A 26,604-nucleotide genomic window follows, 5' to 3' on the forward strand; every position below is an offset into this window, starting at 1 on the left:
CCGCCGGGAAACCGGAGTGGGAGTAGTAGATTTTGTCGGTGGTTTTAGCACGGTTACACGAATCTGCTCGGCATTGATAACGACGATGTAATCGCCGTGTCAACGTGAGGAGTGTACTCAGCTTTATGCTTGCCACGCAGACGGCTCGCGATTTCGGTGGCCAGACGACCCAGGGTCTGACCTGCAGCGTCGACGACAAACCAGTCGCGCTGTACTGTTTCCGGTTTAGCAGTAAAAGTTTTCATTCTTTATAGCCTCAGGGGCCGCCCTGTAAATTAGACGGCGGATCTTACTGAATAGTGCGTACTTTGACAAGTCAAAGGCAGCCGGATACAGACGCTTTCGGGGGCTCGGGTCGGCGCGTCCGTTCAACGGCAAGATTCTTCGGCGGCGGCGCATCACTTCCACTGCAGAAAGAGGTGCGCAATTATGCAGATTGCGAAAATAATTCAACCTGCTTTTATGATTGTTTTGCCCAAGGAGCACCCGATGGACTATCGCCAGCTAGGCCGGACCAATCTGAACGTGAGTGCAATCTGCCTCGGCACCATGACCTGGGGTGAGCAAAACAGCGAAGCTGAAGCCTTCGCCCAGATTGAGCGAGCCAAGAGCGCCGGGATCAATTTCATCGATACCGCCGAAATGTACCCGGTGCCTCCCAAGGCCGAAACTTACGCCACACGGAACGCTACATCGGCAATTACTTCAAAACCCGCGGCGATCGTGCCGACTGGATCTTGGCCAGCAAAATCGCCGGCCCCGGCAACACTATCGACTACATCCGCGACAAAAACCTGCGGCACAACCGACAGCACATCACCGAGGCCGTTGATGCCAGCCTCCAGCGTTTGCAGACCGATTACATCGACCTGTACCAACTGCACTGGCCGGAGCGCAGCACCAATTTCTTCGGCAGTTGGGCTATAAGCACAAGATCGAAGCCAATCTGACGCCGCTGGAGGACACCCTCGAAGCGCTCGACGAACAGGTCAAGGCCGGCAAGATTCGCCACATTGGCCTGTCCAATGAAACCCCGTGGGGCACGATGCGCTTCCTCGCCCTGGCCGAATCCCGCGGCTGGCCGCGCGCAGTGTCGATCCAGAACCCCTACAACCTGCTCAACCGCAGCTTCGAAGTCGGTCTGGCGGAAATCGCCATTCGCGAACAGTGCGGATTGCTGGCTTATTCGCCGCTGGCGTTCGGCTTCCTGTCAGGCAAGTACGAGGGTGGCGCGCGCCCGCCGAAGGGCCGCCTGAGCCTCTACAGCCGCTTCAGCCGCTACTTCAACCCCCAGTCGGAAGCAGCGTGCAGCCGCTATGTGGCACTGGCGCGTGAACACGGCCTGGACCCGGCGCAAATGGCGCTGGCATTCGTGACGCAACAGCCGTTCGTGACCAGCAACATCATCGGGGCAACGTCGCTGGAGCAACTGGACAGCAACATTGCCAGTTTTGATCTGAAACTGTCGGATGAAGTGCTTCAGGAATTGAGGCGATTCACAAGGATCATCCGAACCCTGCGCCATAACGCGCCACCGATCGTTCCCGCGCTCTGCGTGGGAACGCCTCATCGGACGCTCTGCGTTCGGCTCTTGATTTGGGACGCGGAGCGTCCTGGGCTGCATTCCCACGCAGAGCGTGGGAACGATCTCGCTGCATTACAGCGACCGCGCAATAATCTCCTTCATGATTTCATTCGTGCCAGCATAAATCCGTTGTACCCGCGCATCGGCCCACGCCCGGGCGATCGGGTATTCCCACATGAAACCGTAGCCGCCATGCAGCTGCACGCACTCGTCGAGGACCTTGCATTGCAGGTCGGTGCCCCAGTACTTGGCCATCGCCGCCGTCGGCACATCGAGCTTGCCTTCTAGGTGCAACTCCAGACAGCGGTCGACAAAGACCCGACCAATCTGAATTTCGGTCGCCATTTCCGCCAGTTTGAAACGAGTGTTCTGGAAGTCGGCAATCGACTTGCCGAAAGCCTTGCGCTCGCGGGTGTAATCCAGCGTCCATTGCAACGCCGCTTCGGCTGAAGCCAAGCCTCCGATGGCGACGGTGAGGCGCTCCTGCGGCAACTCCTGCATCAGGTAGGCGAAGCCCATCCCGGCCTGGCCCAGCAGGTTCTCCTTGGGCACCCGGACGTCCTGAAAGAACAGCTCCGACGTGTCCTGAGCCTTCATACCGACCTTCTCCAGACGCTTACCCTTGTCGAAGCCCGGCGTATCGGCCTCCACCAGAAACAGACTGGTGCCCTTCGCTCCCGCCTTCGGATCGGTCTTGGCCACTACGATCACCAGGTCAGCGAGAAAACCGTTGGTGATGAAGGTTTTCGAGCCGTTGATCACATATTCGTCGCCATCCAGCACTGCTGTGGTCTTCACGCCTTGCAGGTCGGAACCGGCGCCTGGCTCGGTCATGGCGATGGCACTGACCATTTCCCCGGTGACCAGTTTCGGCAGGTATTTGTGTTTCAGCGTTTCACTGCCGTAATGCAGGATGTACGGCGCAACGATATCCGAATGCAGGGAAAAACCGATGCCGGTCAGCCCCAGTCGTCCCACCTCTTCGATCACCACCGCACTGTAGAGAAAGTCAGCCCCCAGCCCGCCGTACTCTTCCGGCAGATGCGAGCACAACATCCCCGCCTCCCCTGCCTTGTTCCAGAGTTTACGGTCGATGAAACCTTGTTTTTCCCATTGCCCATGGAACGGCACCGCTTCTTTTCCAGGAACGTTCGCACGCTGTCGCGAAAAAGTTCGTGCTCGGAACTGAACAAGGTTCTGGGGATCATGCGGCACCTGTCGTTATTTTTAGAAGAGATTGACCTTCAAAGACTAAGCCCAGCGTCTGATACAGGACACTGGACACATCCGACAAAAATAAGACGATCCAGCCGTCTGGTGACCACTTTCCCCTATAAGAATAAAGTTGAATTATGTCTAACCAAGCCTCCACGCCCCTGCGGCGCGTCAGCATCCTGGCCATCGACCGGGTTTTTGCTTCCACCCTCATGCAAGCCAAGGATTTCTTCCACCTCGCCAGCCTGCGCTACGGCAAACAGCTGGGCCACGGCCTGGTTCCGGCCTTCGAAACCCGACTGGTCAGCCCCGACGGCAAACCGGTGAACAGTTTCAGCGATGTGATCATGCCGGTGGACGGCGGGCTGGAAAACGCCGACATCATCGTCCTCCCCGCGTTCTGGGACGATTTCGAGACCCTTTGTCAACGTTACCCACAAGTCCTGCCTTGGCTGCGTCAGCAACATGCACGCGGCGCGGTACTGTGCGGCGAGGCCACCGGAGTATTCTGGCTGGCCGAGGCCGGACTGCTTGATGGCAAGGAAGCGACCACCTACTGGCGCTTCTTCAATGCCTTCGCCGAACGTTTTCCGCGGGTTTACCTCAATCAGGACAAACACCTGACCGACGCGGATAACCTGTTCTGCGCGGGCGGCACCACTTCGGCATGCGATCTGTATATCTACCTGATCGAGCGTTTCTGCGGCGCCAATGTGTCCCAGGCCGTGGCGCGGGACATCCTCTATGAAGTGCAGCGCAGCTACTCGCCAGGACGCATCGGCTTCGGCGGACAGAAACTGCACCAGGACGTGATCATCCTGCAGATCCAGCACTGGCTCGAAGAACACTTCGCCGACAAATTCCGCTTCGAAGACGTCGCCCGCGAACACGGCATGAGCATCCGTAACTTCATGCGCCGCTTCCAGACCGCCACCGGCGACAAGCCGCTGCATTATCTGCAACGCTTGCGGATCGAAACCGCCAAAGGCCTGCTGTCCGCCAGCCGCAAGAGCATCAAGACCATCAGCTATGAAGTCGGCTATGACGACGCGAGCTTCTTCGCCCGGCTATTCCGCCAACACACTGAACTGTCGCCAAACCAGTATCGACAGCAGTTTCAGCAAGCCGCATAAGATCCCGCAAACCCTGTAGGAGCACAGCTTGCTGGCGATGAACGATGACGCGGTTAGCCTGATATACCGCGTCATCGTTCATCGCCAGCAAGCTGTGCTCCCACAAAGTACTGGCACCTGCTCAAAACCTGATCCCAACATCACCACGGTCATGCGCGCGCATTGCGCTATACCTCCCTGCCTCTCCTTGCACGCCAAAGAAAACGCCTCGCTCATCCATCTTGGGATTTGGACTACGACCTAAACGGAAGCAGCTGACTTACAAGCCATTCTTGATGCCCCTCTTATGAGCACGCCAATAAACAGCGTGTAAAACAATAAAAAGAGGTCATCAGAATGAGCGAGCCAACAAGTCCTGTTCGTGTAGCAGTCGTGCAATTCGATCCACAAGTCGGCATGGAGAATCGTGAAGGTAATCTGCGTCGCAGCCTGGAATTGGCGCTTGAAGCGGTAAACGGTGGTGCGAATCTCATCGTTTTGCCTGAGCTTTCAAATACCGGTTATTTTTTCAGCAATCGGCAAGATGCTTTCGATCATTGCGAGGCCGTTCCCGATGGGCCAAGCGTGCAGCTCTGGATCGACTTCGCCTGCACTCACCAGATCTACCTCGTAGCCGGTTTGGCGGAACGCGACGGCATGCGACTCTTCAACACCGGCGTTCTCGTGGGGCCAGACGGGTTTATCGGAAAGTACCGCAAGGCTCATTTGTGGAATCTGGAGAAGCTCTGGTTCACCCCCGGCGATCTGGGCTTCCCGGTATTTGACACGCCGATAGGACGCATCGGAATGCTGATCTGCTGGGACATCTGGTTCCCGGAGGTGCCACGAATCCTCAGCCAGCAAGGCGCGGACATCATTTGCAGCATGAACAACTGGGTATGGACACCGCCGCCGCTGTTCGACGATGCGGGCAAGTGCATGGCGTCGTATCTGACGATGACCGCCGCTCACGTCAACAACGTGTTTATCGCCGCCGCCAGCCGGATCGGAGAGGAACGCGGCGCTCGCTACCTGGGTTGTTCTCTGATGGCCGGAACCAACGGTTGGCCAATTGGCGCAGTGGCATCGGCAGACAAGCAGGAAATCCTGTTTGCTGACATCGACCTGACCAGCTCCCGCAGTGCCCCCATCTGGAATAACTTGAACGACCTGCATCGTGATCGCCGAACCGATCTTTACGATCAGATGCTCGGTTACACCCAACACCCTTGCCTCCCTCGCTGATCAAGGAGGCATACGTATGGACATCTCAACCGAACAAAACCGAATCGCCCGCAGATCGCCTTTTGATACGGCGGTCATCCTGATGTTGATCGGCGCGACATTGCTGATTGTCTGGCTTTCATTCACTAACCGTACTGCCTGGTCTGCTCATTGGCCCAGCTACAGCGACATGGTGTCGGGGCTACCCGAGCCAAGTGCCTGGTTGCGCTGGGTGCTGGGCGACATCAGCGAGGTGGCGTTCTACAAACACGAGTTCGCCTCGATCGGTCTGTTGGCGGGGGCTTATTTGGCTTATTGGGCGAACAGAACAGGGAAATCCTGGCAAGGGTTTGCCATTTCCTATGGGACTGGATTGTGGCCGTGGCTGGTCACCAGTTCGTTGCTCGGGCTGCTGCTGAGTAACTTGCTGTGGGGCTGGACTGTAAGCGCCACTGACTGGCAGCCCACGTTTGTCGCGTTTGTTTCGCTGCCAGCAGCGATGGTGCTGATGTTTGGCGGCGGCTGGAAGGTCACGATCAACGGCGCAATCATCGGCGCCGTGCTCGTCACACCGATGTGTCTGCTGATCGTCAACTTCGTGTGTAACCCATTGGTCTTGCCAGCAGTGATCGGCAACGTACTGGGCATGGCTGTTGCCAGTGTCGTGGCGTTTCTGCTCTGCCGCTACTGGCCGAGCCTGGTGAAGTCCAAGCAATCCGGGGCGCCACCCGTCTCGACCACCACACACGTCACCGCCAAGGCACCCGACTATGGCGTCATCTGGAGCCTGCGTCGGATCCTGGCGGACTTCTCCGAAGCACCTTTCTTTGGCAATGAGTTGGCCAGCCTTGGTCTGATACTGGGTGCATTACTGGCGTACAGCTTGAATCCCCTGAGTCCGGTGTACGGTTCGGGCCTGCTGTTGCACATCATCGGCGCACAGGCATTGACCTCGGCAATCGGGGTGTTGATCTGGCGTCGACAATGGATGTTACGAGGCTGGTACCCCACTTACATCCCCTTGGTATCAGTGGTGCCTGCGGCGATCCTGGCCTACGGCGGTAGCTGGCAGATCATCATCTCGAGCGCGCTGCTAGGGGCATTGTTAGCACCACCTCTGGCGTGTGCGATAGCCAGGAAATTACCGGCCGACATGCACCCCTACATCGCCAATGTTCTATCGATGGCCATCAGTACGTTGCTCATAGTCCCGCTGATCGGATACCTGATAGCGGATTGACGTACTCCGCCATTCGGCTGTATCGCGGCCCGCAACCGGATACAGCCACTTTTCATGACAAACATTCGAGGTAATGACATGGACCTGCCCAAACTGGCCATCGCAGCGCTCGGCGGAACGGTAAGCATGCAAGCCAGAAATGCCGGTGAGGGCGTTATCCCGACCGTCAGCGGTGAAACCCTGCTCACCTCCATACCGGAACTGGCGACGTTGGCCCTAGTGAACATTGAAACCCTCGGCATGCTGCCCAGCGCTTCACTGGATTTCGAGCTTTTGCTGAGCGTGTTGTCCTGGGCAAAGTTTCAGGTCAAGCAAGGCGCCGTTGGTGTCGTGATTATCCAAGGCACCGACACCCTTGAGGAGGCAGCAACGTTCTTTGATTACTTATGGCCCCACGACTTCCCCTTGGTGTTGACCGGGGCGATGCGTTCGGCAGCACAGCCGGGGGCCGATGGACCAGCGAATCTGCTGGATGCGTGCCGCGTCGCACTGGCAGCGAACAGCCGACAGCGCGGTGTTCAGGTCGTGATGAACGGGCAGATTCATCAAGCGTGTAGCGTACGTAAAACCGATTCGCTGGCGTTGCAGGCGTTTTCCTCTCCCGTTGCGGGGCCCACAGGCTTGCTGCTGGAAGACCGCGCATGTTATCTGCGCCCGCCAAGACAGCGCATGGTTTTGCCCCTTCCGCAAAAGACCACACAGAAGGTGGCGATGCTCGAGGCATCACTCTCGGCCGACACCCTGCTACTGGAAAACATCATCGCACTGGGTTACGACGGGCTGGTGATCGCCGGTTTCGGCGCAGGTCACGTCTCGCAGAGGTGGGCGACCGTGATTGAGCACATCGCCGAAAAAATTCCGGTGATTATTGCGACCCGCACCGGCTCCGGCTCGACCGCAAAAGTTTCCTACGGTTTTGCCGGCGGTGAGATGGATTTGATCCGCAAGGGTGCGTCGATGGCCGGTTTTCTCTGTCCGCGCAAAGCCCGGATTTTGCTTTGGCTGCTTCTCGGATGCCAGCAGGAGCATGAGTTGGCGGGGTATCTCAAGGGCGATGCCCTCCTTCAATGCTGACACCAGCCCTTGTAGGAGCGAGGCTTGCCCGCGAAGACGCCGGCACATCCGGCATCGATGTAACAGACATACTGCCTTCGCGGGCAAGCCTCGCTCCTACAAGGGCTGGGGATTTGCATTCATAAAAAAGGCCTGCATTTGCAGGCCTTTCTTCATTCTCGAACTGTCTTATGGCTTATGCGCCCGGGACAGGAATTCGTGGGATTGCATTTCCAGCAGACGACTCAGGGTGCGCTGAAACTCGAAGTTCAGGCGGCCACCGGTGTAGAGGTCTTTGAGTTCGACTTCGGCAGAAATGATCAGTTTCACGTTACGGTCGTAGAACTCGTCGACCATGTTGATGAAACGTCGGGCGATGTCGTCGGTGGTGACGCTCATCTGCTCGACACTGCTGAGCAGCACGGCGTGGAAAATCTTGCCCAGTTCGATGTAGTCGTTCTGGCTGCGCGGACCGTCGCAGAGTTCGCGGAAGTCGAACCAGGCCACGTCATCGCAGGTGCGCAGGGCACGGATTTCGCGGTTTTCGATCATCAGCACATCGTTTTCGACCGCTGCCGTGCATTCCGGCGTCAACGCACGGAAGCTCTTACGCAGGCTTTCGTGGGACGCTTCGTCGAGCGGGAAGTGGAACAGCTCGGCTTGTTCGAGGTGACGCAGACGGTAATCGACACCGCTGTCGACGTTGACGATTTCGGTGTTCTGCTTGATCAACGCAATGGCCGGCAAGAAGCGCGCGCGTTGCAGGCCGTCCTTGTACAGGCCGTCGGGCACGATGTTCGAAGTCGCGACCAGGGTCACGCCGTTCTTGAACAACTCTTCCATCAGCGTGCCGAGGATCATCGCATCGGTAATGTCGGAGACGAAAAACTCATCGAAGCAAATCACCCGCGTTTCATCGGAAAAGCGCTTGGCAATAAGGGTCAGCGGGTTTTTCTCGCCGCCGAGGGTCTTCATCTCTTCGTGCACGCGCTTCATGAAGCGGTGGAAGTGAGTGCGGGTCTTTTCCTTGAACGGCAACGCTTCGAAGAAGGTGTCGACCAGGTAAGTCTTTCCGCGACCCACGCCGCCCCAGAAGTACAGGCCCTTGACCGGTGCCTGGTCTTTCTTGCCAAACAGTTTGCCGAGCAGGCCCGGTTTGTTCTGCGAAGCCGCGACCAGATCGTCGTACAGGCGCTGCAAATGACGCACGGCAGTTTCCTGCGCGGCGTCATGGAAAAATTCCGGGCGTTTCAGATCAGCTTGATATCGTTCTAGGGGCGTCATAATTCGTTAGCAAGGCAACAAAAACGGGCCGTCACTGTAGCGACGGCCCGTGGGAATGGCAATCCGCCCTTGGTAGGGCCGGGCCGTTGATTATTCCTGAACCGGCGTCAGAGCGATCCGCAGAGCCTCGATTGCAGCATCGCGCACGGCACTTTCAGCGAAAGCCGGGCTGTCGGCAACGCACTCGCCTTCCAGCCAGACGCTGAAGCTCAGGTCTTCACTGCGCACGTCCAGAGCCTGCCCCGATTGCAGCTGCTTGGTCACTTGCCCTGCGGTTTTGCCGTCGGCGAAGTTGCGCGACAACAGCAGTTGCTCGCCATCAGCCGCCAGCAGACGGAAGCGGAAACTGCCGTCGTCTTCGCGGAAGCTGACGAAACGCGCGGCTTTCGCGGCTTTCTTCTTGGTGGAAGCCGCAACCTGCGTCTGGGCAACGAAAGAACGCAAGCCCACCGCTTCACGCAGCTCGTTGAGGAACGGTGTCGCCACCGCACGGGCCTTTTTCGCACCGTGTTGCAGGATGTCTTCCAGGTCCGCGGGGCGTTCAATCAGCGTGTTATAGCGATCACGGGATTCACCCAGTTCATTGTCCAACAACTGGAACAGGCGATTCTTCGCCTCGCCCCAACCCAGTCCCTGCAACAGTTCGCTACGGAATTCGTCCGATTGTGCCGGGGTGGCGAAGGCCTGGAACAGGGTGAACAGGTGCGAGTTGTCGGGATCTTTTGCTTCGCCCGGCGCGCGCGAGTCGGTGACGATCCGCGAAATCGCATCTTTCATCTCTTTGGCGCTGCTGAACAGCGGAATGGTGTTGTCGTAGCTTTTCGACATCTTGCGACCGTCCAGGCCCGGCAGTGTGGCAACGCTTTCTTCGATCAACGCTTCGGGCATTGTGAAGAATTCTTTGCCATGGCCAAACAGGTGGTTGAAGCGCTGGCCGATGTCCCGCGCCATTTCCACGTGCTGGATCTGGTCACGACCGACCGGCACCTTGTGCGCGTTGAACATCAAGATGTCCGCGGCCATCAGCACCGGATAGCTGTACAAACCCATGGTGATACCGGCGTCCGGGTCTTCGCCGGTCTCGACGTTCTTGTCCACCGAAGCCTTGTAGGCGTGTGCGCGGTTGAGCAGGCCCTTGGCGGCGACGCAGGTCAGCAGCCAGGTCAGTTCGGGGATTTCCGGGATGTCGGACTGACGGTAGAAGGTCACGCGGTCCACATCCAGGCCACCAGCCAGCCAGGTCGCGGCGATTTCCAGACGCGAGCGCTGGATGCGCAGCGGGTCATCGCATTTGATCAGGGCGTGGTAGTCTGCCAGGAAATAGAACGAATCGGCATTGCTGTCACGGCTGGCGACGATTGCCGGGCGGATGGCGCCGGCGTAATTGCCCAGGTGCGGCGTGCCGGTGGTAGTGATGCCGGTGAGGATACGGGTACGAGTCGTCATGGGTAATCGCTTGTCAGACTGCAATCAATTCGAGAGACGCGGCAGGATCAGATCCTTGAGATCGGTCAGCTTGCCATGAAAAAAGTGTCCGCATTCTGCCACTTTCAGCAGCTCATGGGGGCGTTCGAGTTTTTCAGACCAGTCATAGACCGCTTGCGGATCGATGACTTCGTCGGTTTCCGGCTGAATCAGGGTCAGTTCGCCGTGTTGCGACAGTTGATCCTGATCCCCCAGGCGCATCACCGCTGGCGCGACCATGAACAAGTGCTTGAGCTGCTCGCCACGAGCTTCCAGGCGCCCGCCGAGACTTGCTGCAACAAAGCCGCCGAAGGAGAAACCGAACAGGGTCAGGGGCAAATCCGGGTGTTTGGCCCGCAGCCATTGCACTGCTGCCTGGGCATCGTCGACTTCGCCGGTGCCCATGTCGTGGGTGCCTTCACTGGCCCCAACACCACGGTAGTTGAATCGCAGGGTAATCAAACCGGCATCGCGCGCAGTGCGCTGCAGAGTCGAGACCACTTTGTTGAGCATCGTGCCGCCCTGCACCGGGTTCGGGTGGCAGATCAGCGCCAGGCCGCGCGGCTGCTCGTTGTCCAAGTAAAGCGCTTCCAGTTGCCCGACCGGGCCATCAATCACTACAGGGGTTTCACGCATAAGCAAGGAAGGAACTCCGTGACCTCGAATCGGGTCGACTCGTCTAGCAAATTGTCTGTGCCTGTCTATTGCGAGTGAATCGCGGTATACAGCACAGGTTCGAGCCGTTAACGTAAAGCAAAGCCGTTTATAGAGGAAGGACTCGTGGAACACTCGCTCTTAGTTTGGTTGTTGCCGACTCTTGCCCTGGTTGTGGGTGTCGCCATTGGATTCCTGATCGCTCGCCTTGCGCCGAATGCCGCGCCTAGCAGCACGCAACGTCAGCTGGACGATATTCAGGAACGTTTCGACAGTTATCAGAATGAGGTAGTGACCCACTTCAACAGCACTGCAACACTGGTCAAGAAACTGACTCAGAGCTATCAGGAAGTGCAGGATCATCTCGCCGAGGGCGCCAACCGCCTGGCCCTGGACGAACAGACCCGCCAACGCCTGCTGGCCTCCCTGCACGCCGACGCGGCGCAGGCTCCACGGGAACGCCTGACACCACCGCGCAATCAGGAACCGCCGCGCGACTACGCGCCCAAAGCCCCGAACGCCCCGGGCATGCTTGATGAGCATTACGGCCTGAAGAAGTAAGCAGGTTTCAGCCGATAAAAAGCCCCCGGACATGTGATTGTCCGGGGGCTTTTTTGTTTCTGAGTACTACTTTGCCTTCACTGGCCCCATCGCGAGCAAGCTCGCTCCCACAGGGGTTCAGTCAGACGATCAAGGATATTGCTGCACTGTACCTTGCTGCTGGGCGCCATACTGCTGGCCTGGAATCGCTTTGAGGTTGACCTCGACCCGGCGGTTCTGCGCGCGTCCGTTAACGTCAGCGTTGCTGGCAACCGGGCTATCCGGGCCGGCGCCACGGGCGCTTAGGTTAGTACCGGTCACACCTTGCGAAGTGAGGTAAGTCGCGACGCTCTGGGCCCGACGTTGGGACAGGTCCATGTTGTGCTGGCGGCTGCCGGTACTGTCGGTGTAGCCGATGATTTCGATCTGGTTCTGGTTGAATTCTTTCAACGAGCCAGCCAGGTTGTTCAACGGCTGATAGAAACCGGAAGCGATGTTCGCCGAATCGGTAGCGAACGTGATATTGCCCGGCATGATCAGTTTGATCTGATCGCCTTGGCGCTGCACTTCAACACCGGTGTTGGCCATGCTGGCGCGCAGTTTTTTCTCCTGCTGGTCAGCGTAATAACCGTAACCGGCAGCGGAAGCACCGACCACCGCAGCGCCGATCAGCGCACCCTTGCCACGATTATCGTGGTTGATGGCGGCACCGGCCAAAGCACCGGCCAGCGCGCCGAGACCACCATATTTGGCGGTTTTGCTCATGCCTTCGGAACCGCTATCCGCCTGGCCCTGAGCCTGGCCTTGACCGCCGTATGGGTTAGGCGAGGCACAACCGGACAAAACGGCCACAGCCGTAGCGACAATAATCAAACGACGCGTGGTGAACATGAAGAGCTCCTACTTTTTTACATTCTGTGGTGCAACGGACGTAAGCATCGAACCTTTGCGGGCGTTGGATCGTTTCGGCAGATAAAAATTCCGCGTGTTACAAATCAGGCCCGAACAAAAGGATTTTCGCGCATTTCATCACCTAGACGGGTGTCAGGACCATGTCCGGTCACCACGGTCGCCTCTTCGTCAAGGGTATACAGGCGCTGCTTGATCGAACGCACGATAGTTGCCTGATCGCCTCCCCACAAATCCGTGCGCCCTACCCCGCGACGAAACAGGGTGTCACCGGCAATCAGCAGCTTAGACTCTGAAAACCAAAAGCTCATGGAACCCGGCGTATGACCGGGCGTATGCAACGCCACGCCGCAGCCACAGGCCAGTTCTTCGTCGTCGGCCAGCCAGCGATCCGGCGACGGCACCGGCGTATAGGGAACACCGAACATCTGGCATTGCATCTCCAGATTGTCCCAGAGAAATTGATCTTCCTTGTGCAGGTGCAGGGTAGCGCCGGTTTTTTCCTTCAACTGACCCGAGGCAAGGAAGTGATCGAGGTGGGCGTGGGTGTGAATGATGCTGACTACCTTCAAGCCCAAGGCGTCGAGGCGAGCGAGAATCAGCTCATGATTGCCGCCCGGATCGACGACGATGGCCTTTTTCGTGATCGGATCGCCAATGATCGTGCAGTTGCACTGCAAAGGGCCGACGGGGAAGGTTTCGCGGATGAGAGAGGGTTTCTGGGACATCGGGGCCTGCTCGATAAACTGGGACGAGCGATTTTCGCACAATTGAGTAACCGGCCATTTGCATGGATGTGTAACTTAACCTAAAACCCCCAACTCCTTGGCCCGCGCGACCGCCTGCGTACGGCGCTCGACCCCGAGTTTGCTGTTGATATGGCTGGCATGGGTCTTGACCGTGTGCAGGGAGATAAACAGCTGATCGCTGATTTCCTGGTTCGAGCAGCCTTGGGCAATCAGGCGCAGGACGGACAACTCCCGTGTACTGAGTTGCTCGGCAGCGGGAGCAGACTCCAGCATCGGTCGGGTTGTCAGTGCCGGAAGTTTTTCCGCAAGGTCCTGAGAAACGGTGGTCTGCGCGCAGTTTTGCAGTTGCCCGCGAAGCCAGTCCGGATGCTCCGCCAACAGCCCGTCAAACGGTTGCAGCACGCCTCCGGCTGCGGCATCCAGTGCCTGACTCAGCGCCTTGCGTGCCTCGGGTTCGCGCCCGCTGCCCAGCAGTAACGAAACTTTTTGAGTCAGTGCCATCGCACTGAGCATCTGTCGGCCACTTTGCTGACCATGTTCGAGCAGCGCGTTCAGACGCCCTTCGGCCAGCATCGGTTGACCTTGAATGACCTCCAGCAGCGCTTGTTGCAGTTCGATATGCAGGGGTAGTTGCGGGTGGAATTCCGGCGGTGCTGCCGGGTGTCCACCGTTATAAGTCTGCCCTAGTCGCGCCAGCCAGGCTTCCGCCAGATCGATGCGTCCCTGGGCCAGCCAGAGTTCGCATTTGACCAGTGTGATCATCGCCAGATAATAAATGGGCGGCACGTCCCAGATGTGCATCAGCCGTTCAGCTTCGGCAAGTTCGGCAAAGGCTTTGGCGAATTCGCCGCTGCTGCCTTCAAGCCGGGCGATGACACAATGGCCGATCAATACGCTGATATCACGGCAGGCACGCGCCTCGTTCAAACCGGCCTGCAAACGAACCCGCGCCGCGTGCGGTTGCAGGCGTAGCCCCAGCAAAAAACCTTCGTACAACATCAGCCGCGCGCGTACGGCATAGAGCCGCTGCGGTGACAGCCCTTGCAGGCGTTGCAGCCCATGCCGTACTTCATCCAGCGAGCGCAGGATTTCCCCTCGCGCTTGCAGCACTCGTGCACGGTCGTAGTGGGCCAGCGCTTCGAACAACGGGTTACCGACCCGTTGCGCCAATTCCAGGGAGTCACGGTTCAACCCGCGGGCACGCCACAAGTCACCATCGGCGATTGCCAGGTTAGACAGGGTCGAAAGGCACATCAGCCGCTGACCGTAACGCTTGCACGGAAGGCTCTCCAGCGCTTCGGTGCAATAGCGCAGCGTGAGCTCACGATTGCCGCGCCCGCGAGCGATAATCCCGCTCAAGGCCAGCCATTGCGCCAGCATCGACTTTTGCGCGGTGGCTGACGGGGCCGGCAAAAAGCGGCTCAAATGACTGGCCAGTTCCTCGGCCGCGTCCAGTTGACAGGCCAGCCCCAGCGCCCAGCTGTAGAGCACAATGAGCCGTGGGGTACTGATCAGCAGGCTGTCAGGCAAGTCCATTTTCCAGCGCAGCAACATGCCAACATTCTGCTCGGCCAGCAGTTGCTCTTCCGACAGGTTTTGCACCAGGTTCGCGGCGACGTCCAGATGCCCGGCGCGCAACGCCTGCTCCACCGCTTCATCGAGCAACCCCTGGGCATTGAACCAGCGACAGGCGCGCAGGTGCAGACTGGCGGCCGGCACCATCGACTGGACAGCAGGCCGAGAGCGCAGCAGGTCTGAAAACAGATGGTGGTAGCGATACCAGTGGCCATGCTCGTCCAGCGGCACCAGGAACACCTGGTGAGCCGCCAGAAAGCGCAGGATTTCGGCACTGTCATGGGCGTCGCGAACGGCGTCGCACAGTTCGCTGCAAAAACGTTCCTGGGGCGCCGTGTCGTAAAGAAAAGCCTGCACCTCGGCGGGCAGGCAATCGATCACTTCTTCAAGCAGGTAGTCGCGGATCAGGCCTTCCCCGCCGTGAAGCGTCTGGGGAAATGCGCCATGGGTGCCCGCTTCGGATGCCGCCAATAGCCAGAAGCGCAAGCCGGCCACCCAGCCTTCGCTACGCTGGATCAGGTTTTCCAGCGCCTCACCGCGCAAGGAGCTACTGTGCCGATTGAGCAGGCTCAATGCTTCATCGTGGGTCATGCGTAGGTCTTGCTCGTGCAACTCCAGCAGTTGCCGCGAAAGACGCAGCCGTGCCAAATGCCAGTCAGGACGTTGACGGCTGGTGACCATCACCAGCAAACCATCGGGAAGGTGGTTGAGGAAAAATTGCAGGCAGCGATCGAGAACCGGCCCCTGGGCCAGATGGTAGTCATCGAGCACCAGCAACAGTGGCGTCGCCGTCGACAGGTGTACGGCCAATTCGTCGAGCAAGCCGTCCAGCCACTCTTCGAAGGCAAACGGCTGATGCCGTTGACGCATTTTCAACAGCCCGAGGGACTGCCTGCCCAGTTGCGGATAATCGTCCTGGAGGCCTTCGAGCAATCGCTCAAGGAATCGACCCGGGTCACTGTCTCGGGGGCTCAAGCCCAGCCAGAGACTTTGCCAATGGGCCGGCAGCGACTGACAGAACTCCACCGCCAACGAACTCTTGCCGAACCCCGCCGGGGCGCTGACCAGCAGCAACCTGCCACCGAGCCCCGCGCTCAGGCGCTCGCAAAGTCGCGGGCGCAGCACATGGCCGTCGGGCAATGGCGGTCGGAAAAAGCGCCCGTCCAGCGTGGCAACGGCGACGCTTGCAGGACCTGGTGGTGGGGACAGATCAGTCATGGCCGGCTCTTGTTTGAATTGCGGGTGGCGGCGTTGCAGATGTCCGCAGACTAGCGGTAAACGAGGAGGGAATGAAGGTAATTGCTACAAATGGCTACAAAAAGACTACAAACCAATTTTCACTTTCGACTGTAGGAGCGAGCGTGCTCGCGATGGTCGTGAACGATAACGCGTGAAATCTGGCACCACACGGTGCTCTCGGGTTTTTCGCGAGCAAGCTCGCTCCCACAGGAAGCAAAAAAACGCCCCGAACCAGTCGGGGCGTTTTATGAGGATGCGGCCTCGGGTGCAACTGTTAGCGAACACCATCCTGACGCAATGCCGCCGGCGTGAAGTCGCTGGTGGTCGCAGTGAAGCCGAAGTCGTACGCCGACTTCTCTTCGTTCTTCATGCCCAGTGCCAGGTAACGGCCCGATTGCAGGTCGTACAGGGTTTCCAGGGTGTACCACGGCACCTGGACGTTGTAATAGTTCTGAGAGTGAGCTTCCGCCACACGCCAGAGTTGATTACGGCCGTCGTAATGGTCGATTACCGCAGCTTGCCAGGTGTCTTCGTCGATGTAGAAGTCACGCTTGGCGTAGATGTGGCGCTGGCCTTCCTTCAGGGTTGCCACGACATGCCAGACTCGGCGCAGTTCGTAGCGAGTCAGGTCCTGATTGATGTGACCGGCCTGGAGGATGTCCGCGTACTTGAGCTTCGGATCGTCGAGTTTGTAGCTGTCGGAGGCGATATATATCTCTTTCTTGCCTTCGAGCTTCCAGTCGTAGCGATCCGGCGCACCGTTGAACATGTCCAGGTTGTCGGAGGTACGCAGACCGTCGGCGGCGGTACCCGGGCCGTCATAGGACACTTGTGGCGCGCGACGCACGCGACGCTGACCGGCGTTGTAGACCCACGCCGAACGCGGCTCCTTCACCTGGTCGAGTGTCTCATGCACCAGCAGGACACCACCGGCCAGACGTGCCGGGGCGGTCACTTTCTGCTTGAAGTAAAACAGAATGTTGCCGGGGTTCTTCGGATCGTAGTCCTTCATTTTGTCGCGGAACACGAACTGATCCTGGAAGTACACCAGGCTGAACGAGCCGTTCGGTTGCGGCGTGGCCTGGGTCACCAGACGTGTCACGCTGCCGCCGCGATAACGGGTGATATGGTTCCAGATCACTTCCACGCCGCTTTTCGGGATCGGGAACGGCACCGCGGTTTCGAAGTTTTCCAACCCGTTTCCGCCAGATACCAGGTTGGTACTGGTGGCGTTCTTCTTGATAGCGGCGAACACGTCATCCGGCACGGTGGCACCGCGATGGGACGGGTAAACCGGCATTTTGAAGGATTCCGGGTAGCGCTTGAACATCGCGTACTGACCCGGGGCAAGCTTGTCCTTGTACTGCTCGACGTTCTGCGCCGTGATGGTGAACAGCGGTTTTTCGTTGGCATACGGGTCCGACAGGAAGCCCTTGCTGTCGACGGCGCCAGCGTTTTTCGCCATCGGCTTCCAGGCCGGGATCGAACCGTCGGCGTTACCCGCCATCTCGGCGCCCATCGGGGTCAGGCTCTTGCCCAGTTTGTCCGCTTCGGCCGCTGGGACCGCTGCCATTACGCTGGTCGCCAGCAGCGAAAGTCCCAGGACACCGGCGTGGAACAGATTTTTTGTTATTTTCATGTGTGTACTCGTCCTGAAAATACAGTGCTTAGAAGTTCACGCCGAAGCTGAGCGCAACGAAGTCGCGGTCATCCACGGTGGTGTACTTGCCGTCGAAGAAGTTGGTGTATGCCAGGCTTGCTGTGTAGGTGTTTTGGTATTCAGCATCGACGCCCAGGCTGACCGCTTTGCGACCTTCCTCGAAGTTGCCGCCAGGGCCAGGCGAGTAACCGCTCACGTCATGGGACCAAGCCACGTTCGGCTTGAGGTTCACACCGGCGAATACGTCGTTGTATTCCCAGATGGCACGACCGCGGTAACCCCACGAAGTGGCGGTGGTGAAGCCTTGGTCGGTGCAGTTACGGCTGAGGTTGTTGGTGGCTGCACCCGGGCCGGCGCCGGCGATAGTGCTGTTGTTGAGCGCGATACAGGTATTCTGGCCGCCGGTAGCCGGCAACTCGCCAGGACCGAATACCGGGTCACGACCGTAACGGACGTCGGAGGAGTTTTCGAGGCCGCCTACGTGGGTCACGCCCACCTCGCCCACCAGGGTCAGACGACTGGCGCCCATGACCTGATCGAAGAAGTGCGTCAGGGTGGTCTGGAACTGGGTGATTTCCTTGCGGCGATAGCCGTGCAAGTCCTGGCCCGGTACGCCGGCGAGCAGCGAAGCGTTGGTCAGTGCGCCGCCCAAAGGACGAACACCGGCAAACAGAATGTCAGTCGTGTTGAGTTGCACCGGCGCGTTCGGACGGTAGCTGATCTCACCGCTCCACGCCGTCCCCGTAGGTAGGGTGGTGGAGAAGCTCAAGCCGTAGAGGCGAATATCTTCGGGGTACTCGATGAAGTAGTTCGAGTTACCCGCGACGATCAGGGGTGCCAAGGCTCGCAACTGTGCCGGCAGGGCTGCTGCGCCGGCATAGACCGATGCTGGAGCACCAGTAGCGCTGAAGATCGGTGCACGGCTGTGGTAGTTCATGAAATAGGCGCCGAACTCGGTGTCCAGCGGATCGAACATGTACTTGAAGGACGCGCCCCATTGGCCACTGTCCCGCGCATCGCGGTCAGCGCCACGGCGCACCAGCACACCTTCATTGTCGACGTCGACACCCAGTCGGGTCAGCGTAGGCAAGGCGGCGGCCGGGATGGTCGAGCGTTTGTTCAGTACACGAAGGTTGCCGTCGCAACCGTCGGCTACGATATCTGGCTGGGAGAAGAACGTGCCGCAGTTGTCGACGACGGTCTGGTCCCACTCGATCTGGTAGAAGGCTTCGGCCGACAGATTCTCGGTGAGGCTCTGGGATATGTAGAACATGTTGACCGGGATCAGACCTTCCTTGATCTCGGCACCCGGGCGACGGAAAGCGGAAACGTCGATCGGGTTGATCGAGTTGATGCCGCCGCCAATGAAGGTACTTTCACCCCAGCTCACTACCTGCTTGCCCAGACGCACGGAGCCTGGCTGATCGGCGATGGAATAGTTGTGGTAGACGAAGGCGTCGAGGAGCTCAGAGCCTGCAGACTTCGCGCCTTCCTTGCGGCCGTCGTCGCTGATGTCCTTGAACGGACGGCTTTCATCTTTCAGTTCAAAGTCGTACCAGTATTTGCCACGTACGAAAACGCCAGTGTCGCCGTATTTCAATTCAAGGTCATGGATGCCTTTGAAGATCTTCGAGAAGGTTTCCCCGCTCTTGAAGTTCAGGTGACCGTCATCGGAGGTCTGGGACAGGCCACGGCCGCCGTTGTTGACGCCGATGAGGTTCTTGTTCGGCTGCTCCGTAGACCAACTGGCACCAATCGACAGGGAAGAGTCGAACTGACCTTCGATTTCACCAACGTTGAAACTGACGCCGAATGCTGGCCCGGCGAGCGTAGAAGCAAGACTGACGGCCAGAGGCAGTTTCGCCCGGCGCCAGAACTGGTTTACTGATGTCATCGACGCTACTCCATGTGCACTTTATTGTTATGGCAGTGAGCACTTCTAAAAACGCTGTGGATAACAGGGAGCCAAGGCATCCCAAAGTCATTCCAAAGTTGCATCGCCCCGGTTTGTGCGTTTGCTCCGTTTCTAAAAATCCTTGAGCGGACTATAGCCAGCAGGTAGTACTGCTTGATCCCTCTAAAGTGTGATTTGCAGCGGCCAGTCACTCTGGAACAGTCCTTTCGCCAGACCGACACCCGTCGGCACGGCAAGGATGAACTAAAATTCGAATTTAACAAGACAAGCGCTTGCTTGGTGGGGCTGGCGTGCCTTTTCGGGCACGCCGAAGGGGGCTTAAAGCGTCGAAAGAAAGGTGCTGTTGGTCGCTTGCCATTCGGTGATGTCGACGCGAATTTTCTTCTTGTCGAGCTTGCCGACACTGGTCTTGGGAATTTCAGTAACAAGGGCGATCTGACTCGGAATGGCCCACTTGCTCAGATGCCCCAGCTCCACAAACGGCTTGAGATGTTCCTTGAGTTCCCTGGCCCCGATCTCATGGCCTTCACGCAGTACCAGCAAGGCAAACGGTCGCTCGCCCCACTGTGGATCGGCAATCCCCACCACTGCTACTTCGCGTACCGCCACGTGGCGACTGATCAAGTCTTCGAGGTCGAGGGAGGAGATCCACTCGCCGCCAGTCTTGATCACGTCCTTGATCCGGTCACGAATGTCGATCACGCCCATGCTGTCCAGGGTTGCCACATCACCGGTGTGCAGCCAGCCCCCGGCCCAGAGCTCGGCGCCTTTTTGCGGCTCGTTGAAATAACCCTCGGTAAGCCACGGCGCACGTAGCACCAGCTCGCCCTGCGTCTCGCCATCAGCAGGCAGGAAGTTGCCCTCGCTGTCGACGATCGCCGCCTCCACCAATGGCCCCGGCACACCGGCCTTGATCCGGTATGTGGTGCGTTCGTCTTCGGTGCCGGCCATCAATTCATCGTTGAGATGCGCGCACGATACCAGCGGACCGGTTTCCGACATGCCGTAAGCGGCCGTCAACTGAATGCCTTTGGCCTTGGCCGCTTCGTACAGCGCACGATTGAGCGCGCTGCCGCCAATGACGATTTTCCAGCCACCGAAGTCAGTGTCTTTTGCAGCCTTGGAGTTGAGGACCATTTGCAGAATGGTCGGCACGCAATGCGAAAACGAGACCTTTTCCTTGCGCCACAGCTCCACCAGAAACTCCGGGTCGTAGCGGCCGGGATAAACCTGCTTGAGTCCGAGCATGGTCGCCACATACGGCAGGCCCCAGGCATGGACGTGGAACATCGGAGTGATCGGCATGTACACATCGTTGGTGCCCAGCAGACGCACACTGTCGATCGCGCCCATGATGGCCGACACACCCATGGTGTGCAGGACCAGTTGCCGATGGGTGAAATAAACACCTTTGGGATTGCCGGTAGTGCCGGTGGTATAGAACGTAGTCGCGACCGAGTTTTCGTCGAAATCCTGGAAGTCGTACTGCGGGCTCGCGGCCGCCAGCAACTGCTCGTACTCGCCGACAAGATTCGGCAAGTCAGCGGTCTTTTCCGGCAGGTCGGTCAGCAGCAGGGTTTTCTCGACGGTGGTCAGGTGCCCGGCGATCGCGTTGTACAGCCCCACGAACTCGCTGTTGACCAGCACGTAGCGGTCCTCGGCGTGATTCATGGTGTAGAGGATCTGCTCCGGTGACAGCCGCACGTTGATGGTGTGGATCACAGCGCCGATCATCGGAATGGCGAACATGCATTCCAGGTAACGATGGCTGTCCCAATCCATCACCGCCACGGTATCACCGGGTTTGACCCCGGACGCCGTCAACACGTTGGCCAGCCGCGCGACACGCTCGATCAGGGTCGGGTAGCTGTAGCGCAACTGGTCGCGGTAAACGATCTCGCGGGTTTTCTCATAGCGCGTGCCGGACATCAGTAGCCGTTTGATCAGCAGCGGATACTGGTAAGCGCCTTCGGCTGGGGGGATAACGCGTGTCTGCAACATAAGAATCCCTTTTCTGACTGCACGGTCGTGGCTAAGAGTAAGCACTTTAGTGCCCCTGATCGCCAGCCAAATCAGCCAAAGGAATGATTTGCAGAGCCGCGCAGATGCTAGCGCTGAGCCATCACCCTCGGGTTTTGATCACCTGTAGGAGCGAGCTTGCTCGCGATGGTCGTGAACGATAACGCGAAAAACCAGATACACGGCGGCGTCTTTGGTTTTTTCGCGAGCAAGCTCGCTCCTACAGGGATATATATTTGCTCAATGCATCTCGGTAAACGCCAGCTTTACGCCAATCGCAATCAGTACCGCGCCCATGGTCCGGTCGAACCAGTGACCCATGCGGGCGAAACCGGCGCGCACACGCTGCTGGCTGAACAGCATTGCCACCAGACAGAACCACACGGCAGTGGCCACTGCGAGATAGATCCCGTAACCGGCCTGCACCGCCAGCGGGGTTTGCGGATTGATCACCACCGTGAACAGAGACAGGAAGAACAACGTGGCTTTCGGGTTAAGACCGTTGGTGACAAAACCTGAAGTGAAGGCGCCGCGTGCCGTGCGCTCCCCTGCCTCTTTGTGCAGATCGTCCGCCACGGGTTTGGCCGGTTGTGCCCGCAAAGCCTTGAAGCCGATGTACAACAGATAAGCGGCGGCGGCCCATTTCAGGGCATTGAACAGCACGATCGACTGGGACACGATCAGGCCGATACCCAGCAGCGAATAGCCGACATGCAGGAAAATCGCCGTGCCGACGCCCAGCGCCGTCCAGGTGCCGGCGCGACGACCGTGGGTCACGCTTTCACGCACCACCACGGCAAAGTCCGGGCCGGGGCTGGCGACGGCCAGCAGGTGAATCAGGGCAACGGTCAAGAACTCTGTCCAGTACATGGGGCTCCTTCAGGCCAACGTAACTATTTATTTCATCTGGTAGGCTGGGCAGATTACGCCTTCAGTTCACTGCACAAAAGGTACAGTTGATGACGAACAATCGCCGCGCCGTTTTCCTCGACCACCCGTCTTTGGATCTGGGCGATCTCGACCTTAGCCCATTGCGCGACTGTTTCAGCGATTTGCAGTTGTTCGCCCAGACCTTGCCTGATCAAGTGATCGAGCACCTCAAGGGCGCCACCGTCGCCATCACCAACAAGATTCAGATCGACGCTGCCGCCATTGCCGCCAGCCCCGGGCTGAAGCTGATCCTGATCACCGCCACCGGCACCAACAACGTCGACCTCGCTGCCGCCCGCGCCCACGGCATTACCGTGTGCAACTGCCAGGGTTACGGCACGCCGTCCGTGGCGCAGCATACGATCATGCTGTTGCTCAACCTGGCGACACACCTGGCCGATTATCAGAAAGCCGTCGCTGAAGGTCGCTGGCAACAGGCAAAGCAGTTTTGCCTGCTGGATTTCCCTATCGTCGAACTGGAAGGCAAAACCCTCGGCTTGCTCGGCCACGGCGAATTGGGTGGCGCAGTCGCGCGACTGGCCGAAGCCTTCGGCATGCGCGTACTACTGGGCCAGATTCCGGGGCGCCCTGCCCGGCCCGACCGTATACCGCTGGACGAACTGTTGCCGCAAATCGACGCGCTGACTCTGCACTGCCCGCTCAACGAACACACCCGGCATTTCATCGGCGCCCGTGAACTGGCCTCGATGAAACCCGGAGCGTTCGTGGTCAACACCGCCCGTGGCGGCCTGATCGACGAACAGGCGCTGGCCGATGCCTTGCGCATTGGCCATCTGGGCGGCGCCGCCACCGACGTGCTGAGCGTGGAGCCACCGGTCAATGGCAACCCATTGCTGGCCAGCGACATCCCACGGCTGATCGTCACCCCGCATAACGCCTGGGGCAGTCGCGAAGCGCGGCAGCGGATCGTTGGCCAAGTGACTGAAAACGCCCTGGGATACTTCAGCGGTAAGGCGCTGCGGGTCGTCAGTTGATAGACTGCGGCACTTTTTTTCACAGGAGCAGTTATGGATCCGCGCAGTGAAGTACTGCTTCGTCAGGCTGAATTATTCCAGGGTTCGGTGCTGCTGGCCGGTTTGCCCGCCGACGACTTGCTCGGACGCCTGCCCGCCGCTCGCGGCTGGTGCTGGCATGCCGGCGATCAAGCCGCACTGGACGCACGCTTTGAAGGACGCAGCGATTTTGGCGTGAACGCGCCTGAGTTCGAGTTCGAAGCCGCCGTGGTGTTTTTGCCCAAATCCAAGGATCTGACCGACTACATCCTCAACGCCGTGGCGTCGCGCCTGCAAGGTCGTGAAGTGTTTCTGGTCGGCGAGAAGAAAAGCGGCATCGAAGGCGCGGCCAAGCAGCTGAACCCCTTCGGAAAGCCGCGAAAACTCGATAGCGCACGGCATTGCCAGCTCTGGCAAGTCACCGTGGCCAACGCCCCACAAGCCAAATCGCTGGAAAGCCTGGCCCAGGAATACGAACTGCCGCTGGCCGAAGGCCCGCTCAAGGTCATCAGCCTGCCAGGCGTTTTCAGCCATGGCCGACTGGACCGCGGCAGCGCTTTGTTGCTGGAACATCTGGACAAACTGCCGAGCGGCCATTTGCTGGATTTCGGTTGCGGCGCCGGGGTATTGGGAGCGGCGGTGAAACGTCGTTATCCGCACAATCAGGTTACTTTGCTGGACGTTGATGCGTTTGCCGCCGCCAGTAGTCGCTTGACCCTGGCTGCCAATGGTCTGGAAGCCGAGGTCATTACGGGTGACGGCATCGATGCCGCCCCATGGGTTTGAACGCGATTTTGAGCAATCCGCCGTTCCATGTCGGGGTGCACACCGATTATTACGCTACCGAGAACTTGCTGCGAAAGCAGCTAAACATCTGAAAAACGGTGGCGAACTGCGCCTGGTTGCCAACAGCTTCCTGAAATATCAACCGCTGATCGAAGAGCACCTTGGTGTGTGTGCGATCAAGGCCGAAGGACAGGGTTTCCGAATCTATCGGGCCAAACGCGGTTGAAACTACTTTTGAAAAACAAGGCTTGCCGAATGGATTTTGCCTAGGCAGAATCCGCTCCGTCCTAGGGGAGTAGTCTCCCACGAGCGCCATGCTCGTCCGGCATGCGTCAACATACTTGGTCAAAAGACCATGGCGCATGCGACCCAAGCGTCCGCATCAGACGGATCGCAGGGTTTGACAAGACCTATGACACGAACACCTTACCCGGGGCGGGAAGGCTGTACGTGTCATAGCCGTGTCGACCCGCCCCTTAGGAAAACCCTGATGCTGGATTCACTACTCGTTCCCACCGCAATCGTTGCCTTGGCCGAAATCGGCGACAAGACGCAACTGCTTGCGCTCATTCTCGCTGCCCGCTTCCGCAAACCGTGGCCGATCATCGCTGGCATCGTTGCCGCGACTTTGGCCAACCACGCGGCAGCCGGCGCGGTCGGCGCCTGGGTCGGCAGTTTCTTTTCGGACACGTTGCTGCACTGGATCCTCGCGGCGAGCTTTACAGCGACCGCCCTGTGGACCCTCGTACCGGACAAGATGGATGACGACGAAGCCAGCACCGCCCGCAAGTTCGGACCGTTCCTGACCACGCTGATTGCGTTTTTCCTTGCCGAAATCGGCGACAAGACCCAGATCGCAACCGTGATGCTCGCTGCGCAGTACCCGGAGTTGTGGCTGGTGATCATCGGTACCACCATCGGGATGCTGATTGCCAACGTGCCGGTGGTTCTGGCGGGTAACTTTGCCGCGGACAAACTGCCACTGACGTTGATCCGTCGACTGGCGGCATCGGCGTTCTTCATTCTGGCAATTGTCGCGGTGTACAAGGCGATGCAGAGCAGTGGGTGGGTCTGACGTTGTAGATCAGTAAAACCGCGTCATCTTCCTCGCGGGCAAGCCTCGCTCCTACAGGGGAATACATTTCGACCGTAGGAGCGAGGCTTGCCCGCGAAGGCGTCATCAGCTACGCCACATGACTATTTTTGGCCTGCTCGTACAGTGGCATCACCTTCGGAATCGCCGCCTGCAACGACGCAATACGGCTGGACGAGTTCGGGTGAGTGCTCATGAACTCCGGCGGCGAACCTTCCGAGGCCTTGCTCATCTTGTTCCACAGGGTGATCGCGGCATTCGGGTTGTAGCCGGCACGAGCGGCCAGTTCAAGACCGATCAGGTCCGCTTCGTTTTCGTTTTCACGACTGTTGGGCAAGGTCATGCCGTAGTTAGCCACGGTATCGGCCAGGGCCATGGTGTCCTGCCCCAATCCCAACAAGGCGCCGGCGCCCTGCTTGGCCATTTCGATGCCGTAAGCCTTGGACATTGCTTCACGACCGTGTTCGCGCAGGGCGTGGGCAATTTCATGGCCCATGACGGCAGCGATTTCGTCATCGGTGAGCTGCAGTTTGTCGATCAGTCCGGTGTAGAAAATGATCTTGCCGCCAGGCCCGCAGTTGGCATTGAGCTCATCGCTCTTGATCAGGTTCACTTCCCAGTTCCACTGAGCCGCATCCGGACGGAATTTCGGCGCCTGGGCAATGAGCCGGTCGGCAATCGCCTGGACGCGCCTGGCTTCACTGCTGGTCTTGTCCAGTACGCCTTTGCTGGTCGCCTCACCTACGGTCTTTTGATAAGACTGGGCATACATCTGGTTGACCTCTTCGGAGGACAACATGCTGAACATGTACTGTTTGCGCTCAACGCCCACGGCACCCGCGCTGGTGGTATTAACCGACTGGCAACCAGCGAGCAGCAAACTTGCACTCAGCCCACACAAAACCAAAATCTTGTTCATCAAAACGCTCCCTGAAAACATGTCCGTATCCTAGGCGTGGAAATGTATCGACGCCAGATACAACGAACGTAAGACGCACAATTCGGACAAAGCTCTCATCGGTGCAGGAAAAATTCACAAAGCAGGGCGAACCACTGTCGATAACGCCTTTCGTTGATTCATTTGCGACATCGAACACCCAAAAACAGTCATTTCTCCAGCCCCCGCTCATGCCCATCGAGCCCCCTGCCGATACACCTGTGCAGACGATCTTTTGCGTGCGGAGCACCCATGAAATTCAAGTCAATCCAGTTTTCCGTGGCGGCCCTGGCCGGTGCCATTGTTCTCAGTGTCGTGGCAGCGCTGGTGGTATATGCGTTGTTTTCCGGGGCACGGACGCAAGACATGGTCCAGGAGCGGACCCAGGCGCAATTCGAGCAAGTCATC

At 58.7% G+C, this 26,604-nt stretch carries 18 protein-coding genes, 4 pseudogenes and 1 riboswitch; of the genes and pseudogenes, 9 read left to right on the top strand and 13 right to left on the bottom strand.

Annotated elements, in window-relative coordinates:
* Nucleotides 1-245: pseudogene (rplM, locus tag CES87_RS08565) on the bottom strand (50S ribosomal protein L13); the annotation flags it as partial.
* A gap of 244 nt (nucleotides 246-489) precedes the next feature.
* Here rplM and CES87_RS08570 point away from each other — a divergent pair.
* A pseudogene (locus tag CES87_RS08570) lies at nucleotides 490-1,527 on the top strand (NADP(H)-dependent aldo-keto reductase).
* 130 nt (nucleotides 1,528-1,657) lie between these two features.
* Here CES87_RS08570 and CES87_RS08575 read toward each other — a convergent pair.
* Nucleotides 1,658-2,793 (bottom strand): annotated as a pseudogene (locus CES87_RS08575) (acyl-CoA dehydrogenase family protein).
* A gap of 219 nt (nucleotides 2,794-3,012) precedes the next feature.
* On the opposite strand from CES87_RS08575, the gene CES87_RS08580 reads away from it, so the two are divergent.
* The 4 genes from CES87_RS08580 to CES87_RS08595 all read left to right on the top strand — a co-directional run bounded on the left by CES87_RS08580 (nucleotide 3,013) and on the right by CES87_RS08595 (nucleotide 7,450).
* Complete coding sequence (locus tag CES87_RS08580; protein ID WP_178081411.1) at nucleotides 3,013-3,933, top strand: GlxA family transcriptional regulator; 921 nt, start codon at nucleotides 3,013-3,015, stop codon at nucleotides 3,931-3,933.
* Nucleotides 3,934-4,269: 336 nt separating this feature from the next.
* Nucleotides 4,270-5,157 carry a nitrilase family protein gene (locus CES87_RS08585; RefSeq protein WP_128605801.1) on the top strand — a complete coding sequence of 296 codons (888 nt, stop codon included), beginning with the start codon at nucleotides 4,270-4,272 and terminating at the stop codon, nucleotides 5,155-5,157.
* Between the two features lie 16 nt (nucleotides 5,158-5,173).
* On the top strand, nucleotides 5,174-6,376 hold the full coding sequence (locus tag CES87_RS08590; protein WP_128605802.1) for a hypothetical protein: 1,203 nt from the start codon (nucleotides 5,174-5,176) through the stop codon (nucleotides 6,374-6,376).
* Between the two features lie 78 nt (nucleotides 6,377-6,454).
* A complete protein-coding gene (locus tag CES87_RS08595; RefSeq protein WP_128605803.1) occupies nucleotides 6,455-7,450 on the top strand; it encodes an asparaginase in 996 nt (331 codons plus the stop codon).
* 168 nt (nucleotides 7,451-7,618) lie between these two features.
* Here CES87_RS08595 and zapE read toward each other — a convergent pair whose 3' ends face one another.
* From zapE to CES87_RS08610, 3 genes are all read right to left on the bottom strand, one after another.
* The gene (zapE, locus tag CES87_RS08600) at nucleotides 7,619-8,713 is read right to left on the bottom strand and encodes a cell division protein ZapE (RefSeq protein ID WP_128605804.1); all 1,095 of its coding nucleotides are present in this window, start codon (nucleotides 8,711-8,713) and stop codon (nucleotides 7,619-7,621) included.
* A gap of 90 nt (nucleotides 8,714-8,803) precedes the next feature.
* Entirely contained in the window at nucleotides 8,804-10,159 is a 1,356-nt protein-coding gene (locus CES87_RS08605) for a tryptophan--tRNA ligase (protein ID WP_128605805.1), read from the bottom strand.
* A 24-nt stretch (nucleotides 10,160-10,183) separates the two neighbouring features.
* Complete coding sequence (locus CES87_RS08610; RefSeq protein WP_128606100.1) at nucleotides 10,184-10,813, bottom strand: alpha/beta hydrolase; 630 nt, start codon at nucleotides 10,811-10,813, stop codon at nucleotides 10,184-10,186.
* Between the two features lie 144 nt (nucleotides 10,814-10,957).
* On the opposite strand from CES87_RS08610, the gene CES87_RS08615 reads away from it, so the two are divergent.
* Nucleotides 10,958-11,392, top strand: a complete 435-nt coding sequence (locus CES87_RS08615; protein ID WP_047533043.1) for a YhcB family protein — start codon at nucleotides 10,958-10,960, stop codon at nucleotides 11,390-11,392.
* Between the two features lie 129 nt (nucleotides 11,393-11,521).
* Here CES87_RS08615 and CES87_RS08620 read toward each other — a convergent pair whose 3' ends face one another.
* The 7 genes from CES87_RS08620 to CES87_RS08650 form a co-directional block, all read right to left on the bottom strand.
* On the bottom strand, nucleotides 11,522-12,262 hold the full coding sequence (locus CES87_RS08620; protein WP_128605806.1) for an OmpA family protein: 741 nt from the start codon (nucleotides 12,260-12,262) through the stop codon (nucleotides 11,522-11,524).
* 104 nt (nucleotides 12,263-12,366) lie between these two features.
* On the bottom strand, nucleotides 12,367-13,008 hold the full coding sequence (locus CES87_RS08625) for an MBL fold metallo-hydrolase (RefSeq protein ID WP_128605807.1): 642 nt from the start codon (nucleotides 13,006-13,008) through the stop codon (nucleotides 12,367-12,369).
* A gap of 75 nt (nucleotides 13,009-13,083) precedes the next feature.
* A complete protein-coding gene (locus CES87_RS08630; protein WP_128605808.1) occupies nucleotides 13,084-15,822 on the bottom strand; it encodes a LuxR C-terminal-related transcriptional regulator in 2,739 nt (912 codons plus the stop codon).
* Between the two features lie 295 nt (nucleotides 15,823-16,117).
* Complete coding sequence (locus CES87_RS08635) at nucleotides 16,118-17,482, bottom strand: DUF1329 domain-containing protein (RefSeq protein WP_128605809.1); 1,365 nt, start codon at nucleotides 17,480-17,482, stop codon at nucleotides 16,118-16,120.
* 28 nt (nucleotides 17,483-17,510) lie between these two features.
* Nucleotides 17,511-19,397 carry a DUF1302 domain-containing protein gene (locus CES87_RS08640; RefSeq protein WP_128605810.1) on the bottom strand — a complete coding sequence of 629 codons (1,887 nt, stop codon included), beginning with the start codon at nucleotides 19,395-19,397 and terminating at the stop codon, nucleotides 17,511-17,513.
* Between the two features lie 339 nt (nucleotides 19,398-19,736).
* Nucleotides 19,737-21,419, bottom strand: coding sequence for a fatty acid--CoA ligase (locus CES87_RS08645; protein ID WP_128605811.1), 1,683 nt, complete (start codon nucleotides 21,417-21,419; stop codon nucleotides 19,737-19,739).
* A 258-nt stretch (nucleotides 21,420-21,677) separates the two neighbouring features.
* Nucleotides 21,678-22,307 (bottom strand): LysE family translocator, encoded by a 630-nt coding sequence (locus tag CES87_RS08650; protein WP_128605812.1) that lies wholly within the window; start codon nucleotides 22,305-22,307, stop codon nucleotides 21,678-21,680.
* An 89-nt stretch (nucleotides 22,308-22,396) separates the two neighbouring features.
* Between CES87_RS08650 and CES87_RS08655 the strand changes: the two genes are divergently transcribed.
* The 3 genes and pseudogenes from CES87_RS08655 to CES87_RS08665 all read left to right on the top strand — a co-directional run bounded on the left by CES87_RS08655 (nucleotide 22,397) and on the right by CES87_RS08665 (nucleotide 25,241).
* Complete coding sequence (locus tag CES87_RS08655; protein ID WP_128605813.1) at nucleotides 22,397-23,362, top strand: 2-hydroxyacid dehydrogenase; 966 nt, start codon at nucleotides 22,397-22,399, stop codon at nucleotides 23,360-23,362.
* 33 nt (nucleotides 23,363-23,395) lie between these two features.
* Nucleotides 23,396-24,392 (top strand): annotated as a pseudogene (locus tag CES87_RS08660) (methyltransferase).
* Nucleotides 24,393-24,444: 52 nt separating this feature from the next.
* A riboswitch (yybP-ykoY riboswitch) is annotated at nucleotides 24,445-24,567 on the top strand.
* 89 nt (nucleotides 24,568-24,656) lie between these two features.
* A complete protein-coding gene (locus CES87_RS08665; RefSeq protein WP_128605814.1) occupies nucleotides 24,657-25,241 on the top strand; it encodes a TMEM165/GDT1 family protein in 585 nt (194 codons plus the stop codon).
* 109 nt (nucleotides 25,242-25,350) lie between these two features.
* Here the strand turns inward: CES87_RS08665 and CES87_RS08670 are convergent, their stop codons facing one another.
* Complete coding sequence (locus CES87_RS08670; protein ID WP_128605815.1) at nucleotides 25,351-26,178, bottom strand: M48 family metallopeptidase; 828 nt, start codon at nucleotides 26,176-26,178, stop codon at nucleotides 25,351-25,353.
* Between the last annotated feature and the right edge of the window lie 426 nt (nucleotides 26,179-26,604).

It is taken from the genome of Pseudomonas sp. ERMR1:02 (genome assembly GCF_002277815.1).
Lineage (GTDB): Bacteria > Pseudomonadota > Gammaproteobacteria > Pseudomonadales > Pseudomonadaceae > Aquipseudomonas.